The sequence below is a fragment of the Campylobacter sp. RM15925 genome, from assembly GCF_012978775.1.
Taxonomy (GTDB): Bacteria; Campylobacterota; Campylobacteria; order Campylobacterales; family Campylobacteraceae; genus Campylobacter_A; species Campylobacter_A canis.
Genome location: NZ_LIWP01000006.1, coordinates 1 through 15,423, shown reverse-complemented (window position 1 = coordinate 15,423; position 15,423 = coordinate 1). Strand labels below are relative to the sequence as shown.

The window sequence follows — 15,423 nt, the reverse complement described above, 5'->3', positions numbered from 1 at the left end:
TTGAGCTTTTTTATTTTAATTAAACCTCTTGCGGATGAATAACTTAAATTTAATAACAAACAGAATAAAAAGATAAGGAAGTAAGTGAAAGTCATAAAACGTAACGGAAGAGCTGAAGAGCTTGATATAAGTAAGATCAAAAAATACACAGGTGCCGCGGTTGAAGGGCTAGAAAACGTAAATTTAAGCGAGCTTGAGGTCGATGCTAAGATTCAGTTTCGTGACATGATAACGACCGAAGAGATCCAACAAACACTCATCAAGACCGCCGTGGATAAGATAGATATAGACCGCCCTAACTGGACTTTTGTCGCGGCGCGCCTGTTTTTATACGATCTTTATCATAAGGTTACGGGTTATAACGGCTACAATCATCTGCGCGAATATTTTGAAAAGGGCGAGAAAGCAGGGCGCATTATCCCCGGACTTAAAGAAAAATACGATTTGGACGATCTAAACGCCTACATTAAGCCTGAGCGCGACTTGCAGTTTGCCTATCTTGGCATAAAGACGCTTTATGATCGCTATTTGATTAAGGATAGCAAGGGTATGCCTATCGAGCTTCCGCAGCAGATGTTTATGGCTATCGCGATGTTTTTAGCGCAAAATGAGCTTGATTCTCAGGGTTGGGCTAAGAAATTTTACGACCTTATCAGCAAATTTGAAGTCATGCTTGCAACTCCTACGCTTTCAAACGCCCGCACAACTCGCCACCAGCTAAGTAGCTGCTATATCGGAAGCACGCCTGATAATATCGAAGGGATTTTTGATAGCTACAAAGAGATGGCTCTTTTAAGCAAATTTGGAGGCGGTATCGGTTGGGATTGGTGCAAGGTACGCGCTATGGGCGGCAGTATCGACGGACATAAAAACGCAGCAGGCGGAATTATACCATTCTTAAAAGTAACTAACGACATAGCCGTAGCGGTCGATCAGCTTGGCACGAGAAAGGGCGCTATAGCCGTATATGTCGAGCCTTGGCATATGGATGTCGGTGATTTCTTAGACCTTCGCAAAAATTCGGGCGAAGAAAGACGCAGGGCGCACGAGCTATTCCCGTCGCTGTGGATAAATGATCTCTTTATGAAGCGACTTAAGTCAAATGATCGCTGGACGCTATTTGACCCTGCGCAAGTTAGTGATCTGTGCGACCTGTATGGCGAAGAATTTGAAAAGCGTTATGTGGAATATGAAAATGACGAGAGTATTCAGAAAAACACTATCTTGGCCAAAGAGCTTTGGAAGAAAATTCTAACCAGCTACTTTGAGACGGGTATGCCGTTTTTGTGCTTTAAGGATAATGCAAACAGAGCCAATCCAAACGATCACGACGGACTTATAAGAAGCTCAAATTTATGCACCGAAATTTTCCAAAATACCGAGCCGAATTATTACAAGATCAAAATAACTTTTGATAATGGTGAAGAGAGGGTGTTTGATGAGGAAGATGACGTTACTATCGATAGTGGCATAACGAAAAAGGCTAAGAAGCTAAGCGCGCTTGATAGCATAGACAAAAAGCAAATTTTCATCGTTGAGAAAGAAAACGTAGAGGGCAAAACAGCGGTTTGCAACCTAGCAAGCATAAATTTAAGCAAGATAAATTCCAAAGAGGACATCAAGCGAGTAGTGCCGATTGCCGTTAGGATGCTTGATAACGTAATCGATCTAAATTTCTATCCACACAAAAAAGTAAAACATACGAATTTATCCTCTCGCTCGATCGGACTTGGCGTGATGGGCGAAGCGCAAATGCTCGCGCTTAAAGGCATCAAATGGGGTAGCTACGACCACCTAGCCTTGATAGACAGCATAATGGAAAATATCAGCTATCAGGCTATCTACTCAAGCTCAAATTTAGCCGTTGAAAAGGGCAAATACCCGACCTTTGAAGGCTCAAAATGGAGCAAGGGAATCTTCCCGATAGATGTAGCAAACGAAAACGCAAAAGCTCTCGTAAATCGTGGAGGGCTGTTTGATGAGGATACTTGCGACTGGGATTGGTTGAGGCAGAAGGTTAAAACCGACGGCATGAGAAACGGCTACTTAATGGCTATCGCGCCGACTAGCTCGATATCCATCCTTGTGGGTACCACGCAGACGATTGAGCCTGTGTATAAGCGCAAGTGGTTTGAACAAAATTTAAGCGGTATGATACCGACTGTCGTGCCTGATCTAAGCCCTGATACGTGGCAGTTTTACACGCCTGCATATGAGCTTGATCAAAGAGTCTTGGTAAAAGCCGGTGCTATCCGCCAAAAGTGGATAGATCAAGGACAAAGCCTAAATATATTCATGAGCCTTGATAAGGCAAGTGGCGGCTATCTGAACGAAATTTACACGCTTGCTTGGGAGCTTGGACTTAAATCAACCTACTATCTAAGAAGCGAAAGCCCTGATAGCAACAAAGTAAATAATGTAGCCGATCGCTCTATCGAGTGCGAGGGGTGTCAGTAAATTTATAACAATTAAGAGCTAAAGTTTGCATGGATTAAATTTTATTAACGATACGGAAAAGAAATGAGCTTCAAAAAAGTATTTAAATTGCCAAAATCTGTTACAATTATGGGTCGTTCTTCTAGTATAACAAATTCATTTGCTAATAGTAAAAAAGCCTTCTGAAAATGATATATTAAAAGCTTTAAAAATTTTAGAGCAAAGTCAATATGATGTTTCTTGTGTATATTGTGGAGATAAGATGACAGAGTGGGATCATTTATATCCGCTTGTTAAAGGAAAATATCCAACAGGGTATATTATAGAGATTTCAAATCTTGTTCCTGCTTGTGGTAAATGCAATCAGTCAAAGGGTAATTCTGACTGGAAGGAATGGATACTTAGCAATGCAACATTATCTCCAAACTCTAAAAGAACTAAAAACTTACATAAAAGAATTCGTTTAATAGAAAAATATGAAATAGAATTTAAAAAGACTAAATTAAATTTAGAAGAATATGCAGGGAGTGATCTTTGGCAAGAATATTGGATGCAATATGAAAAAGTCATCTATGAAATGAGAAAGGCACAAACAATTATGGATCAAATAAAACAAAAAAATCCAAACTAAAATGACTAATTCTTTTGAGGATGTAAAAAATAATAAACCAAATAAAGAAGCATTGCTTGAAGATCTTAGAAGAATTGGAATGAAAACATTTGTAGAGTATTATATATGCTTCGTAGATCCATATTTTTCTCGCCAGAAAATTATTGAAAAAATGAGAAGCAACGAAAATTATAAAGATACAAGTTTGAACACTAAAGTATCGGCCGGATTAAAAATTGCAAAACAAAATCAGGCAATAGACGCCCTAAGAATTATTTCAAACTCAAAGATGGTTGAATGTGAAATACGAAACAAGGCATTAGAGTTATTAAAACAAGAATAAATTTAAAGTTTTTTACTTATAAACCCTCTTTAAATTCCCCAAATTTGCACTCAAATTTAAAAGCATAAAATCAGCTATCACGAGTCTTGCCATCGCAGTTGCAACGACGCTTCCACGGATGCCGATACACGGATCGTGTCTGCCGCGAAGCTCGCAGATCGCATTTTCGCCGTGGATATTTTGTGTTTGTTGAGCAAGAAATATCGAAGGAGTCGGCTTAAAATGCGTAGTTATTAAAATTTCAGCCCCCGTGCTCATGCCTCCAAGTATTCCGCCTGCGTGATTTGAGAGAAAGCCCGCTTCATTCATGCAGTCGTTATTCTCGCTTCCTAGCATTGCGCTTGCTTCTACACCCTCGCCGATTTCTACTGCTTTTACTCCGTTTATGCTCATCATCGCAGCAGCAAGTCTTGCGTCAAGCTTGTCGTATAACCCTTCGCCAAGCCCCGCAGGAGCGTTTAAAATTCTCGTTATAACGCTAGCTCCCACGCTGTCGTGAGCTTGCTTAGCCTTTAAAATTTCATCCATCATCAAATTTTCTTTGTCAAGTGCGAAAATTTCAGAATTCCCCGCTGCGTCAAAGTCAAATTTTTGCGCTTTTACGGTTCCTACTCCGCTTACGCCGCTCTCTACTTTCACACCAAATTCATTTAATAAAATTTGAGCAAACGCCCCGCCCGCCACTCGCACGGCAGTTTCTCTTGCAGAGCTTCGTCCGCCGCCTCTGTGGTCGCGAATTGCATATTTTTTAAAGTATGCATAATCAGCATGTCCCGGGCGAAAAATTTCACGCAAATTCTCATAATCTTTTGATTTTTGATTTTCGTTGTAGATGACAAATCCTATCGGCGTGCCGGTACTAACACCTTCAAAAACCCCGCTTAACACCTCTATCTTATCGCCCTCGCGTCTTGCGGTGGCAAATTTTGATTGACCCGGTTTGCGCCTATCTAGCTCAGCTTGCAAAAATTCCTCATCTATCCTAACTCCCGCAGGAAATCCGTCAAGCACGCCGCCGATTGCCGCTCCATGACTCTCACCGAAGGTCGTTAAGATAAGCTTTCGTCCGAATGAATTCATGAGTTTTCCTTGATCTTTTCTATCGCAGTTTTGGCGGCTAGCTGCTGAGCCTCTTTTTTACTCTTGCCAATCGCTCGCGAGACCTCGACATCTTTTAGCAAAAGCGCGATCTCAAACTCCTTCTTGTGATCTGGACCAAATGAGCGCACGAGCTTGTATTCAGGCGTTACTCCAAGTCTTGCTTGCGTTATCTCTTGCAGGGTTGTTTTGTAGTCTTTCATCAAATTTTTAAGATCGATGTCAGGATAGCAAATTTCAAAGAGCCTTACCGCGATATCGTTTACCGCTTCAAAGCCGCTTTCTATGTAAATCGCGCCCATTACCGCTTCAAAAGCGTCCGAGAGTATCGAAGCCTTTTCGCGTCCGCCGTTGTTTTCTTCGGCTGCGGATATAAATATATGCTCGCCTAAATTCAGATAGCTTGCCAAATTTGCAAAACTTTTTTCATTGACAAGTGCGGCGCGAAGCTTGCTCATATCACCTTCGTCAGTGTTTTTAAATTTGCGAAATAAGTAATCAGCGATCACCAGATCCATCACTGCATCGCCTAAAAATTCAAGCCGTTCGTTGTTTTTGCCTTTTTTGCAGCTTTTGTGTGTAAGTGCGTTTTTTAGGTTATTTATCTCTTTAAATTTGTATCCCAGCTTTTCTTCGAGTGCTTTTAAATTTTGCATTTTTATAGGTTGCCTTCATCTTTTATCTTAGTTGCCGCCTGCCTTGCTAGCGTGTCGCAACGCTCATTTTGCGGATGTCCGTTGTGAGCCTTAACCCATGTGGCACGGATGTCGTGAGGTTTTGAAATTTCTAAAAACTCCTGCCACATCGGGACGTTTTTTACGTTTTTAAATGCCTTTTTTACCCAGCCCTCAAGCCACTCGTTTATCGCGTTTGCCACGTATGAGCTATCGGTGTAAAGCTTAACGACGCAAGGCTCTTTTAGAGCTTTTAGCCCTTCGATAACAGCCCTAAGTTCCATTTGATTGTTGGTTGTCATGGCTTCGGCTCCGCTTGCTTCTTTTGTGTGTTTGCCGTATTCTAGGATATATGCCCAACCGCCTGCGCCAGGGTTATTAAGGCATGAGCCGTCGCTAAAAAGGCATACTGTTTTCATTGGATTTTTCCGTGATATGAGGCAAAATTTGAGCGCTTCCTAGCTCGTGACAGATCGGACAGCGGTAAAAATGAAGCGGAAAGGAGTTTTTGCAATTTTTACAGATGTAATTAAAGCTAAGATCGGCTTTGTTAAAGCCCGCTTTTTTTAAATTTGTCATCACTTCAAGCTCAAATCCAAGCTCTTTTGCCGGCTCGTCGCTTAAATTTTTAGCGTAAAATAGCGATTTATACTCTTCATCGCTTAAATTTACCGCCCGCTCTTGTCTGTAGATGATATCAAAAACGTCTTTTAATGGCGGAAAATCAGGGAAATTTACGATATCCGCTCCTTTTTGCAGCCAGTTTTCAAGCGCCATGCGATTGGCAAGAGTAAATTTGTCTTTAAGCTTTAAAATTTTATCGGTTTTTTCTTCCAGACTCATCTGTTTATCTATCAAAATTTTCATGATATCGATATAAGCTTTTTGGGATTTGACGTCAAGTCCAAGCTCTTCAAGCGCATCAAGAGCGTTTAGCGCTTCGTCATACTCTTTTAATTTTTCATAAACGACTGTTAGAAATTTAAGCGCGGTTTGGTTGCGCGGAGATAGCTTTAACGCTTCTAAAAATATATCTCTAGCCTTTTGTAAAAAACCCGCTTTGAAAAAGACCTGCCCCAAATCCGTAAAAATAGGCTCTTTTTCGCTTTTGCTCTTTGCTTTGCTAAGTGCGATCGAGTAGATGTTTATCGCCTTTTCGAAGTAACCGCTCTTTGCAAACGTGTTTGCTAGAAAACAAAGAGAGGCGCTATCTACGTCAAATTTGACAAGCATATCTTTATGCTCGCTGCTAAGCCCTTCGGTTTTGTCAAATTTCTTTAAAAATTTCTCCAGCTCCTGCTTTTCGTCTTTGTTTCTAAAAACACCCCAGATGTAGCTTAAAACAGCTATCATAAGGACAAGCGAAACAAACACGACAAGCCCGAAAATCGGATCTCTAAACTCTATAAAAAATATATCCAATGTAAATTCCAACGCTAAATTTTAAGCTTATTATAGCAAAAATGTCGTTTGGTTTTATTCCCGCTTCTCTTTGGTGCCCAGTTTAGCTTCATAAATTTCCCGCATGGCTTTTAGGTAGCGGTTCAGTGTGAAATCAAACAAGTGATTGTATAATCTCGCTTATGATAGATCCAAAATCCATTGAAAAACTCAAAGAACAAGCCGATATAATCGACATCGTAGGGCACTATATCCCACTTAAAAAATCAGGCTCAAACTACGTCTGCGTATGTCCGTTTCACGACGATAAAAACCCGAGCATGAGCGTGAGCCCAAGCCGCGGGATATTTCACTGCTTTTCATGCAAGGCGGGCGGAGACGTCATAAAATTCGTGATGGATTACGAGAAGCTTACATATCCGGAAGCTATAGAAAAGATCGCGATGCTTTCAAATTTCACGCTTAATTACGTAAAAAACGAGCGTGAAAATGTGAAAGAAAATAAACACGTCCTTGAAAAAGCAAACGCCTACTATCGCAGTTTGCTTTATAAGACTCCTGCGGCGATAGAGTATCTATACTCGCGGGGTGTTACGGATGCGCTTTGTGAGAAATTTGAACTTGGTTTTGCGCCTGATAGCATTCAGACGATAAGACTGCTTGAAAACGAGCAAATTTTGCCAAACGAAGCGCTTGAATCAGGCATCGTCAAGCAAAATGAAAGCGGAATTTACGCAAGTTTCATTCAGCGTATCACCTTTCCGATCTACACGCACACGGGCAAGCTTGTTGGCTTTGGAGGACGCACACTTTCTGGACATCAGGCCAAATACGTAAATTCGCCTCAGAGTGAAATTTTTGATAAATCAACGCTTTTTTACGGCTATCACTTGGCAAAACGCGATATCCACACCAAAAATCAAATCATCATCACCGAGGGCTATCTTGACGTGATTATGCTTCATCATGCGGGATTTACCAACGCCGTAGCAGTGCTTGGAACGTCTCTTACGCAAAAGCACTTGCCGCTTTTAAAACGAGGCGAGCTAAGCGTGGTGCTTTGCTTTGACGGTGATAGTGCGGGCATAAACGCAGCGGTTAAATCCGCTCACCTGCTTGCACAAAACGAGATAGACGGAAGTGTCGTTATCCTTGAAGGCGGAGCCGATCCTGCCGATATGGTCGTAGCAGGCAAGATAAAAGAGCTTGGCGATATGTTTGAAAGCGGAGTTGAGATCGGGGAGTTTTATATAAGAAATTTAGTGGCTAAATTTGACCTAACTCGCCCGATACAAAAGCAAAAGGCTCTTGAAGAGGTGCGTGAATTTACGATGAGTTTAAAGCCGATAATTGCAAATTCTTATGCGCCGCTTGTGGCAAATTTGCTTAAGATAGATATGAATTCCTTTGCGCTTACGAACGGACGCACGCGAGTTAATGCACCTAGGCAACAGGCTATACAAGCTATGCCTAGCAAAATTTATCAAAAGGACAAGCTTGAGCTTGAGCTTTTAAAGACGCTTGCGGAGGCAAACGGGCTTAGCGATATGATTTTGGATCTAGTGAAAAAAGAGTATTTTACTCATCATGGCGAAATTTTTGAGGCTATTTTACGCAGATCACCCGAGGATGAAGTTATCTTGCGTGAAATTTCGCTTGAAGAGGTGGATATCATGCAAAGCGAGGAGCAAATTTTAGAAGCGGTAAAGATACTCAAGATAAGATTTTACGAAAATATGCGAAGAGAGTATTTGTCCTCAAATCGCAGTGACAAAATAGAAATTTTAAAAAAGATAGGGATGATTTTGGAGAAACTCAAACGATGAAGGCATTGGTGTTATTTAGCGGTGGGCTTGATAGTATGCTTGCTATCAGGCTTTTAAAGGAGCAAGGCGTAGATGTGCTTGCTATTCATATTGATATAGGATTTGGTGCGGGCGAGAGTAAATTTGAGGTGCTTAAAAAGCGTGCGGCGATGGCGGGAGCGGAGTTAAAGATAGTCGATATCAGAAGCGAATATTTGCAAAATGTGCTTTTTAACCCGAAATTTGGCTATGGCAAGCATTTTAATCCCTGTATCGATTGTCACGCGTATATGTTTAAGACGGCTCTTAGTATGATGGAGGACGAGGGTGCGAGCTTTATCGCTACGGGCGAGGTTCTTGGGCAGCGCCCCATGAGTCAAAGGCGTGATGCGATGGTGCATGTAAAGACTTTGGCTAGGGATGAAGACGATCTTATCTTGCGTCCGATGTCGGCACTTCTTATGAAGCCAACCAAGCCAGAGCGCGAAGGTTGGGTGGATAGAGAGCGTCTGCTTGGATTTAGTGGAAGAGATAGAAAGCCTCAGATAGCGCTTGCTAAGAAATTCGGTTTTGTGGATTTTGAAAGCCCTGCGGGTGGGTGCTTGCTCACGGTTGAAGGCTTTGCAAACAAGATAAAAGACTTTTTAAAATTTGATAAGGATATGAGCTTAAAAGACATGCAGCTTCTTAGGATCGGGCGGCATTTGCGGCTTAAAAACGGCTCAAAGATGGTTATCGGGCGTGATGAGAGTGATAATGAAAAACTGCTCGCGCTTCAAAATCCGAAATTTGCTCAAATAGAGTTTGACGATAGCGTTGTGGGCGCGGTTAGTCTTATAAATTTAAATGCCGATGAGGAGGATCTTAAATTCGCCGTTAGGCTTGCGCTTGCTTATACAAGAGCGGATAAAGAGCGCGAGTATAGCGCTAAAGTCGGCGAAAGAACTATCATTACAAAGCCATTTGAGGATAAAAGCCCCGCTCAGAAGTGGTTTATTATTTAAGAAGTGCGAGTAAAATTACTATTAATTTAAAATACTAAGGAGAAATTTATGAAGAAGCTAATAATTTTAGCTCACCCTGATATTTCAAATTCGGTTATAAATAAAAGATTTATTGCAGAAGCTAAAAAATATCCCGATAAATTTACCATCCATGACATTAGCGCTATATACATAGATAAACCGATAGATGTTGAAAAAGAGCAAGCTTTGATTAGAAAACATGAGGTTTTAGTGCTTCAATTTCCTATTTTCTGGTTCTCTTCGCCGCCGATTCTCAAAAAGTGGCTAGATGAGGTTCTTATTTACGGATTTGCTTATGGCAGTAAATCGGATGGAATAAAAGATCGCAAGGTCGCACTAGCCGTAACTTGCGGAATCAAAAAGAGCGATTATCAGTCAAGTGGACGCTACAAATATACCTTAGAGCAAATTTTAACCCCTTTTGATATGACTTTTAAGCAGTATTGCCATGCTGATTATAGCGGTTTCTTTGCGTTTTATGGAGCCGAAGTAACGCCTGGCATAGATTATAGATCAAGTGATGATGAGATAGAAAGCGGCGCTAAAGAGTATATAAAATTTTTAAACGAGCTTTGAAATCGCTTGCAAGAGAAGTATTTTTGGCTTATCTTGATTATAAAATTTAAAAATTTATCAAATTTAGCAAAAACTAGGCGCCGGCAAGGAAGCATCACTCGCCCTGAGCTTAATAAATTTGCAGGAGCTATTTTAGATAAGCAGACGAAAAAGGGCATTTTCATCACTACTTCAAAATTTACTAAAGATGCCGAGCATTATGCGAAAAACTTGCAGGATCACTCTATAGCTCTCATTGACGGCGAGCGACTTGCGGAATTGATGATAAAGTATAAGGTGGGTGTTGAGGTCAGGCAAAATATCGAAATTTGCGAAGTTGATAAGGATTTCTTTGACGAGTTTGTTTGATTTAAGAGGCGAAGCGCCCCTTAAATTTATCTAGCATAAACCTTAGATAGTATCGATTTGCTGATTTTCTTGCTCTCGCCATCCTCGGTTAAAACGATCTCTTTGATACTCACGCTTTTGTCGGTGTTGATAAAAAAGCTGAATTTGTATTCGCGAGATTTGATCTCTTTAGGAAGCGCACCTAGCCACAGCGGTTTAACTTCGCGTTTGGCAAGAAGCGTGATATGAGAGAAGTTGTGAGCAAAGCCCGCTAACGCAAATGATGAACCTTGTTTTATATCATGTCCCTCGGCGAGCGTTTTTGCAATCGCTTCGTTATCGCAAGTTGCGGGAAATATATTTTCTTTTTCATATTTGCAAAATTTATCTGCAATCTCAATGATCTTTTCTTTGTTTAGTTTTGCGCCCGGCTTTATGCGCTCAAATTCGCTCGTAATTCTTTCTACGGCTTTGTCTAGCTGCTCTTGATTTTCGTCTTGCTCTTTTTTAAGTGCGGCTTGATATTTGCCGTTTATATCTTCAAATTCCGTCTTTAATACGCTTGGTTTTACTGTGCAAGTAGCGCTTACTATCTTTTGATCCTTGTTGCTCTCATCAAGCCACTTTACGCTCTCGCACTCTTTAAATCCATCGATCGCAGTGCCTATGCTCATTGATTTGTCTTGCTCGAAAGTATATTTTTTAACCGTGTCGATATTATTATCGCCACATCCGTAAAACGCCGCCAAGATCGCAAGCGGTAAAAATTTCTTCATTCTTTTCCTTTTGGTATGAAATTATTTTTGAATTTTATTAAACAAAAGTAAATTTTAGCTCTTTACATTTATCTTTTTACCAAGCGTATAAAATTCTCCGCCCGCTACGTAGTGAAGGCTTCTTAACTCCTCCTCGCACTCGTCAAATTTCCATCTACCTTCTTCAAATACTCTAGTATCGGCCCACGCACCCACAACTTCTCCCATAAATAGATCAAATTCGCTCTGGTTAGCTTTGTTTGTTAGCACCTTACATACTAACCAAGCTATGCAGTCGCTAACTAACGGCACGTCAAATTTATCTTGATAAAAGAGCTTTATATCTTGCATTTTAGCGGAGTTTTGATGCCTTGATATTAATCCTAGCTTCATAACTAAATTTGCTTGTCTTGCGCACGGAATACTAACGGCAAAGTATCCGCTTCTTTCTATAAGCGAGCGCGTAAATGCCGAAGAATCAATAACTACGCTTATCTTGTCGTAATCAAGCGCACAAACCCAAGATGCGCTCATCGCGTTTTCTATGTCTTCAAATTTCGCGCTTATGAGGCAGGTTGGGCCGGTATTTACCAGTCTATAGACTTTTGAGAGTTCTACTTCTTTTATCATTTTTACTCCTGTTTTTGGCTAACATGCGGTATTGTTAGTTGGCGTTAGTATGCCAAATTTAAAATTTCTTCTATCGTCTTTTTAGTGTAAATTTTATCCATTCTCCAGGCTACGGCATTTTGCGCGGCGACATCAATGATCTCTTCTAGCGTGCTTTTATCTATGTTTAGTTGTTTAAGGCTTGTCGGCGTGCCTATCTTATCAAACCACGATTTAAGCGCTTGTATGCCTTCGTCTGCCGAATTTACGCCAAAAATTTCTCGCCCAAACCTCTCAAACTGGGCTAAATTTTTATCTTTATACCATTTCATCCATGCAGGCATCACTACGCTAAGCCCCGCACCGTGCGCACAGTCAGTTACCGCGCTCATGGCGTGCTCTATCATGTGATTTGGAAAGCTTATGTCCTTCGTGCCTGCTCTGGTTATGTGGTTTAAAGCCATTGTCGCAGCCCATGCAAACTCACCTCTTGCGTCGTATTCATCGGGATTTTGAAGTAAAATTTCGGTTGTTTTTATTATCGTTTTGATGTTGGCTTCAACTTGTAAATTTATGATTTCAGGATGAATGCTTGCCGTGAAATACCCCTCGATAGAATGCGCGATCACATCGCTTGCGGAGTAGGCTAAGTACTCGCTTGTTACGGTTGATTGAAGCTTTGGATTTATCACGGAAACTTTAGGGAATAGAGCTTCGCCGCTTATAGCGTACTTTTCTTTTGTTTCTTCTTTGGTTATGATGGCTCCGTTATTCATCTCGCTTGCTGTTGCGGCTAGAGTTATGATATCAAAAATTTTAAGAGCGGTCTTTGGAGTTTTGCCCGTGAAAAAATCCCACACATCGCCTTCATAACAAGCTCCCACAGCGATAGCTTTAGCGCTGTCAAGTACCGAGCCGCCTCCAACCGCGAGCACGCTATCTGCGCCAAATTCTCGTGCGATTTTGATCGCTTCATTTACCTTACTTAGCACGGGATTGCTCTTAACTCCGCCAAGAGCGTTAAATTCTATCTGCTCTTGCTTTAGGCTTTTTGCCACTACGTCAAATAACCCGGTCTGCTTGATTCGCTCGCTTCCATAGAGCAAAAGCGTCTTTTTAGCGCCGAATTTTTTCATATAAGTTCCGATATGCTGCTCTTTGCCTTCGCCGAATTCTATCCTAACAGGGTTATAAAAGCTAAAATGATACATTTTCACTCCTTTTGGGTATTAAGTAGATTGATTATAACAAATTTGAAATTTACCGCATTAATGTTTTTATTTAAATAGTGGCAAAATTCACGATTCGTGGCTTTACTATTCGCTTATAGTCTTTCGTGCTTAAGATGATAGAGCGATCAAGTAAGCCTGCGTTAAAGGCTATCTCGTCAAATCTTTCAAACAGCCTGCTATCAACGATCAGCTCAAGTCTTTCATGAAAACTAAAGGGCGGAACCGAGCCGATAACGCAATCTGTAAGTTCGCTAACTTCCGCAGGACTTGCCAAAGAGGTTTTAGTGCCGTCAAATTCGCAAGTAATAGCCTCTAAATTTGCTTTATAATCCGCAGGAAGAACTGCTAAAACATAATGTTTTGAGTTTTTAAGAGAACTACTTGGACGTGTTTGTTCCGCTGTAGGGCTTTCTTTGATTGTAGTTGAAATTTGCGGACTAACTCCTTTTATCACGCACACAAGAGCCTTTGCTCCCTGTCCTATGATCGTGCCGCGTGCTTTAGCTGAGGCCTCTGAAGTAGCTGCAGGCTCGTGGTTTACGACTCTAAAATCAGCTTCGTTTTCGTTTAAAAGAGTGATGATTTTATTCAAAATTTGCTCTGACATAAATTTCCTTTTTTAATCTTAAACTTACGCTAAATTTTAAATTTGAGTTTAGAAATTTTAGCTTAATTTGGTTATGATTTTAAGAAAACTAGAGCGGATAAAGCTTAAAACGAGGATTATATGCAGATAGATATCAATAACGTTCAGATCGAAGCGGGCTGGAAGGAGGCTCTCAAGCAAGAGTTTTTAAGCCCTTATTTCGCTCAGATAAAACAAAATTTGATAAGTGCTTTGAGATTAGGCAGGGTCTATCCGCCAAATTCGCTTATATTTAACGCTTTTAATCTAACGCCTTTTGATAAAGTGAAAGTCGTAATCCTCGGGCAAGATCCATATCATGGAGCAGGTCAGGCTATGGGGCTTAGTTTTAGCGTGCCAAACGGAGTGCGAGTGCCGCCGAGTCTGGTTAATATCTATAAAGAAATTTACGATGATCTTGGGATCAGCGAGCCAAATTCCGGCGATCTTACTTACTGGGCGAAGCAAGGGGTGTTGCTTTTAAACGCGACTTTGACGGTTGGGGCAGGGCAAGCAAATTCGCATGCAAATTTTGGCTGGCAGGAATTTACCGATGCTGCTATAAGAGCTGTTAGCGATAAAAAAGAAAATGTAGTATTTATGCTTTGGGGAAATCCCGCAAAGGCTAAAATGCCGCTAATTGATACTAACAAACACCTTGTACTAACGGCTGCGCATCCAAGTCCGTTAGCTCGTGGTGCGTTCTTTGGTTCGCGTCATTTTTCAAAGTGTAACGACTATCTTGTTAGCAAAGGCATGAGAGCGATTGATTGGGATTTGAATAATTATAAGTATTAAAAAGAGTTTTAATGGCTAAGCAAAATAAAATTAAAGCGGCGATAGTTTATGATTTTGACGGGACTTTAGCTCAAGGCAATATACAAGAAAACTCATTTTTGCCTAGTATCGGCACAAGCAAAGATAGCTTTTGGAAAGAGGTAAAGCAGATATCCAAAGCAAACGAGATGGATGAAATTTTAGCCTATATGTATCTTATGATCTCAAAAGCGTCGCTAAATAAAGCTAAATACGACAAAAACAGCATAAGGGCGCACGGAGAAAGCGTTGTGTTGTTTAGCGGAGTTGAAGAGTATTTTGGCAAGATCAACGAGTATGCAAAAAGCAAAAATATCGAGCTTGAGCACTATATCATATCTTCAGGCACCAAAGAGATGATAGAGGGCACTTCTATAGCCAAAAATTTCAAATACATCTACGCTTCATCGTATTTTTACGATCAGCACGATATACCTATATGGCCTGCGATGGCTATAAACTACACTACAAAGACGCAGTTTTTATTCAGGATAAATAAAGGCATTGATAACGCATGGGACAACTCTTTGATCAACAAATACGTAGACGAAGAGCAAAGAGAAATTCCTTTTAGCAGGATGATTTACATAGGCGATGGAGAGACGGATATACCCGCTATGAAGATGGTTAATTATCAAGGAGGCTTTTCTATAGCCGTCTATCCACCTAATAAAAGAAACGCTAAATTTAAAGCCGAAGAGCTTATAAAATATAAAAGAGCCACCTATGCCGCCGAGGCTGATTATAGAAAGGATAAGAAAATTTTTAAAATTTTAAAATCAATTTTAGATCACATTTACGCCTTGCAGCAGATCGAAAAATATAAGAAAATTTAAGGATAAATATGCGCAGAAAAGATAGAAATTTATGCGACGAAGAGGCGCTTGAGATAATTGATAAAAGCGAATATGCCGTTATAAGCTGCGTAGATGAGAGTGGTGGAGTATTTTCTATACCTATCTCTATAGCAAGAGAGGGCATGAGTGTCTATATACATGGCGCGGTTGCAGGCTCAAAGGCTAGGCTTTTTAAAGACGGCAAAGATGTTAAGATGGTGTGCGTGTCTTATAACAAAGTCCCAAAGCATACCG

18 protein-coding genes are annotated in these 15,423 nt (G+C 40.8%); 10 read left to right on the top strand and 8 right to left on the bottom strand.

Annotated elements, in window-relative coordinates; translation table 11 throughout:
- The first annotated feature begins 84 nt into the window (after positions 1-84).
- From CDOM15925_RS04835 to CDOM15925_RS04825, 3 genes are all read left to right on the top strand, one after another.
- Positions 85-2,457, top strand: a complete 2,373-nt coding sequence (locus tag CDOM15925_RS04835; protein ID WP_169941656.1) for a ribonucleoside-diphosphate reductase subunit alpha — start codon at positions 85-87, stop codon at positions 2,455-2,457.
- A gap of 139 nt (positions 2,458-2,596) precedes the next feature.
- Positions 2,597-3,067 carry an HNH endonuclease gene (locus CDOM15925_RS04830; protein ID WP_283956671.1) on the top strand — a complete coding sequence of 157 codons (471 nt, stop codon included), beginning with the start codon at positions 2,597-2,599 and terminating at the stop codon, positions 3,065-3,067.
- Between the two features lies 1 nt (position 3,068).
- A complete protein-coding gene (locus tag CDOM15925_RS04825; RefSeq protein WP_169941652.1) occupies positions 3,069-3,389 on the top strand; it encodes a hypothetical protein in 321 nt (106 codons plus the stop codon).
- 12 nt (positions 3,390-3,401) lie between these two features.
- Here the strand turns inward: CDOM15925_RS04825 and aroC are convergent, their stop codons facing one another.
- From aroC to CDOM15925_RS04805, 4 genes are read right to left on the bottom strand one after another with little or no spacing between them, the layout of a single operon-like run.
- Positions 3,402-4,469 carry a chorismate synthase gene (gene aroC, locus CDOM15925_RS04820; protein ID WP_169941650.1) on the bottom strand — a complete coding sequence of 356 codons (1,068 nt, stop codon included), beginning with the start codon at positions 4,467-4,469 and terminating at the stop codon, positions 3,402-3,404.
- The gene (gene rnc, locus CDOM15925_RS04815) at positions 4,466-5,143 is read right to left on the bottom strand and encodes a ribonuclease III (RefSeq protein WP_169941648.1); all 678 of its coding nucleotides are present in this window, start codon (positions 5,141-5,143) and stop codon (positions 4,466-4,468) included. Before rnc ends, aroC begins: the two co-directional genes overlap by 4 nt.
- A 2-nt stretch (positions 5,144-5,145) precedes the next feature.
- Positions 5,146-5,580 carry a ribonuclease HI gene (gene rnhA, locus CDOM15925_RS04810; RefSeq protein ID WP_169941646.1) on the bottom strand — a complete coding sequence of 145 codons (435 nt, stop codon included), beginning with the start codon at positions 5,578-5,580 and terminating at the stop codon, positions 5,146-5,148.
- Positions 5,558-6,583: a CDC27 family protein gene (locus tag CDOM15925_RS04805; RefSeq protein WP_249321679.1), complete on the bottom strand. Its 1,026-nt coding sequence runs from the start codon at positions 6,581-6,583 to the stop codon at positions 5,558-5,560. The genes rnhA and CDOM15925_RS04805 overlap by 23 nt, the downstream gene beginning before the upstream one ends.
- Before the next feature lie 161 nt (positions 6,584-6,744).
- Between CDOM15925_RS04805 and dnaG the strand changes: the two genes are divergently transcribed.
- From dnaG to CDOM15925_RS04785, 4 genes are read left to right on the top strand one after another with little or no spacing between them, the layout of a single operon-like run.
- Positions 6,745-8,388, top strand: coding sequence for a DNA primase (dnaG, locus tag CDOM15925_RS04800; RefSeq protein WP_169941644.1), 1,644 nt, complete (start codon positions 6,745-6,747; stop codon positions 8,386-8,388).
- Complete coding sequence (locus CDOM15925_RS04795; RefSeq protein ID WP_169941642.1) at positions 8,385-9,371, top strand: argininosuccinate synthase domain-containing protein; 987 nt, start codon at positions 8,385-8,387, stop codon at positions 9,369-9,371. The genes dnaG and CDOM15925_RS04795 overlap by 4 nt, the downstream gene beginning before the upstream one ends.
- A gap of 48 nt (positions 9,372-9,419) precedes the next feature.
- Entirely contained in the window at positions 9,420-9,968 is a 549-nt protein-coding gene (locus CDOM15925_RS04790; protein ID WP_169941640.1) for an NAD(P)H-dependent oxidoreductase, read from the top strand.
- A 6-nt stretch (positions 9,969-9,974) separates the two neighbouring features.
- Positions 9,975-10,316 carry a restriction endonuclease gene (locus CDOM15925_RS04785; RefSeq protein ID WP_169941638.1) on the top strand — a complete coding sequence of 114 codons (342 nt, stop codon included), beginning with the start codon at positions 9,975-9,977 and terminating at the stop codon, positions 10,314-10,316.
- 26 nt (positions 10,317-10,342) lie between these two features.
- Here CDOM15925_RS04785 and CDOM15925_RS04780 read toward each other — a convergent pair whose 3' ends face one another.
- From CDOM15925_RS04780 to CDOM15925_RS04765, 4 genes are all read right to left on the bottom strand, one after another.
- Positions 10,343-11,071: a hypothetical protein gene (locus tag CDOM15925_RS04780; RefSeq protein WP_169941636.1), complete on the bottom strand. Its 729-nt coding sequence runs from the start codon at positions 11,069-11,071 to the stop codon at positions 10,343-10,345.
- Between the two features lie 54 nt (positions 11,072-11,125).
- Entirely contained in the window at positions 11,126-11,680 is a 555-nt protein-coding gene (locus CDOM15925_RS04775) for a flavin reductase family protein (RefSeq protein WP_169941634.1), read from the bottom strand.
- Positions 11,681-11,724: 44 nt separating this feature from the next.
- A complete protein-coding gene (locus CDOM15925_RS04770) occupies positions 11,725-12,870 on the bottom strand; it encodes an iron-containing alcohol dehydrogenase (RefSeq protein ID WP_169941632.1) in 1,146 nt (381 codons plus the stop codon).
- 70 nt (positions 12,871-12,940) lie between these two features.
- A complete protein-coding gene (locus tag CDOM15925_RS04765; RefSeq protein ID WP_169941630.1) occupies positions 12,941-13,498 on the bottom strand; it encodes a YbaK/EbsC family protein in 558 nt (185 codons plus the stop codon).
- A gap of 120 nt (positions 13,499-13,618) precedes the next feature.
- On the opposite strand from CDOM15925_RS04765, the gene ung reads away from it, so the two are divergent.
- From ung to CDOM15925_RS04750, 3 genes are all read left to right on the top strand, one after another.
- Entirely contained in the window at positions 13,619-14,314 is a 696-nt protein-coding gene (gene ung / locus CDOM15925_RS04760) for a uracil-DNA glycosylase (protein WP_169941628.1), read from the top strand.
- An 11-nt stretch (positions 14,315-14,325) separates the two neighbouring features.
- Positions 14,326-15,168: an HAD family hydrolase gene (locus tag CDOM15925_RS04755; protein ID WP_169941626.1), complete on the top strand. Its 843-nt coding sequence runs from the start codon at positions 14,326-14,328 to the stop codon at positions 15,166-15,168.
- Between the two features lie 8 nt (positions 15,169-15,176).
- Positions 15,177-15,423: pyridoxamine 5'-phosphate oxidase family protein (locus tag CDOM15925_RS04750; protein ID WP_169941624.1), on the top strand; the 247-nt coding region annotated here is incomplete at its 3' end.

Excerpts from the sequence above, each read along its gene's own strand:
- CDOM15925_RS04825 (WP_169941652.1), top strand. The coding sequence starts at position 3,069 with ATGACTAATTCTTTTGAGGATGTAAAAAATAATAAACCAAATAAAGAA.
- aroC (WP_169941650.1), bottom strand. The coding sequence starts at position 4,469 with ATGAATTCATTCGGACGAAAGCTTATCTTAACGACCTTCGGTGAGAGT.
- rnc (WP_169941648.1), bottom strand. The coding sequence starts at position 5,143 with ATGCAAAATTTAAAAGCACTCGAAGAAAAGCTGGGATACAAATTTAAA.
- rnhA (WP_169941646.1), bottom strand. The coding sequence starts at position 5,580 with ATGAAAACAGTATGCCTTTTTAGCGACGGCTCATGCCTTAATAACCCT.
- dnaG (WP_169941644.1), top strand. The coding sequence starts at position 6,745 with ATGATAGATCCAAAATCCATTGAAAAACTCAAAGAACAAGCCGATATA.
- CDOM15925_RS04795 (WP_169941642.1), top strand. The coding sequence starts at position 8,385 with ATGAAGGCATTGGTGTTATTTAGCGGTGGGCTTGATAGTATGCTTGCT.
- CDOM15925_RS04790 (WP_169941640.1), top strand. The coding sequence starts at position 9,420 with ATGAAGAAGCTAATAATTTTAGCTCACCCTGATATTTCAAATTCGGTT.
- CDOM15925_RS04780 (WP_169941636.1), bottom strand. The coding sequence starts at position 11,071 with ATGAAGAAATTTTTACCGCTTGCGATCTTGGCGGCGTTTTACGGATGT.
- CDOM15925_RS04775 (WP_169941634.1), bottom strand. The coding sequence starts at position 11,680 with ATGATAAAAGAAGTAGAACTCTCAAAAGTCTATAGACTGGTAAATACC.
- CDOM15925_RS04770 (WP_169941632.1), bottom strand. The coding sequence starts at position 12,870 with ATGTATCATTTTAGCTTTTATAACCCTGTTAGGATAGAATTCGGCGAA.
- CDOM15925_RS04765 (WP_169941630.1), bottom strand. The coding sequence starts at position 13,498 with ATGTCAGAGCAAATTTTGAATAAAATCATCACTCTTTTAAACGAAAAC.
- ung (WP_169941628.1), top strand. The coding sequence starts at position 13,619 with ATGCAGATAGATATCAATAACGTTCAGATCGAAGCGGGCTGGAAGGAG.
- CDOM15925_RS04755 (WP_169941626.1), top strand. The coding sequence starts at position 14,326 with ATGGCTAAGCAAAATAAAATTAAAGCGGCGATAGTTTATGATTTTGAC.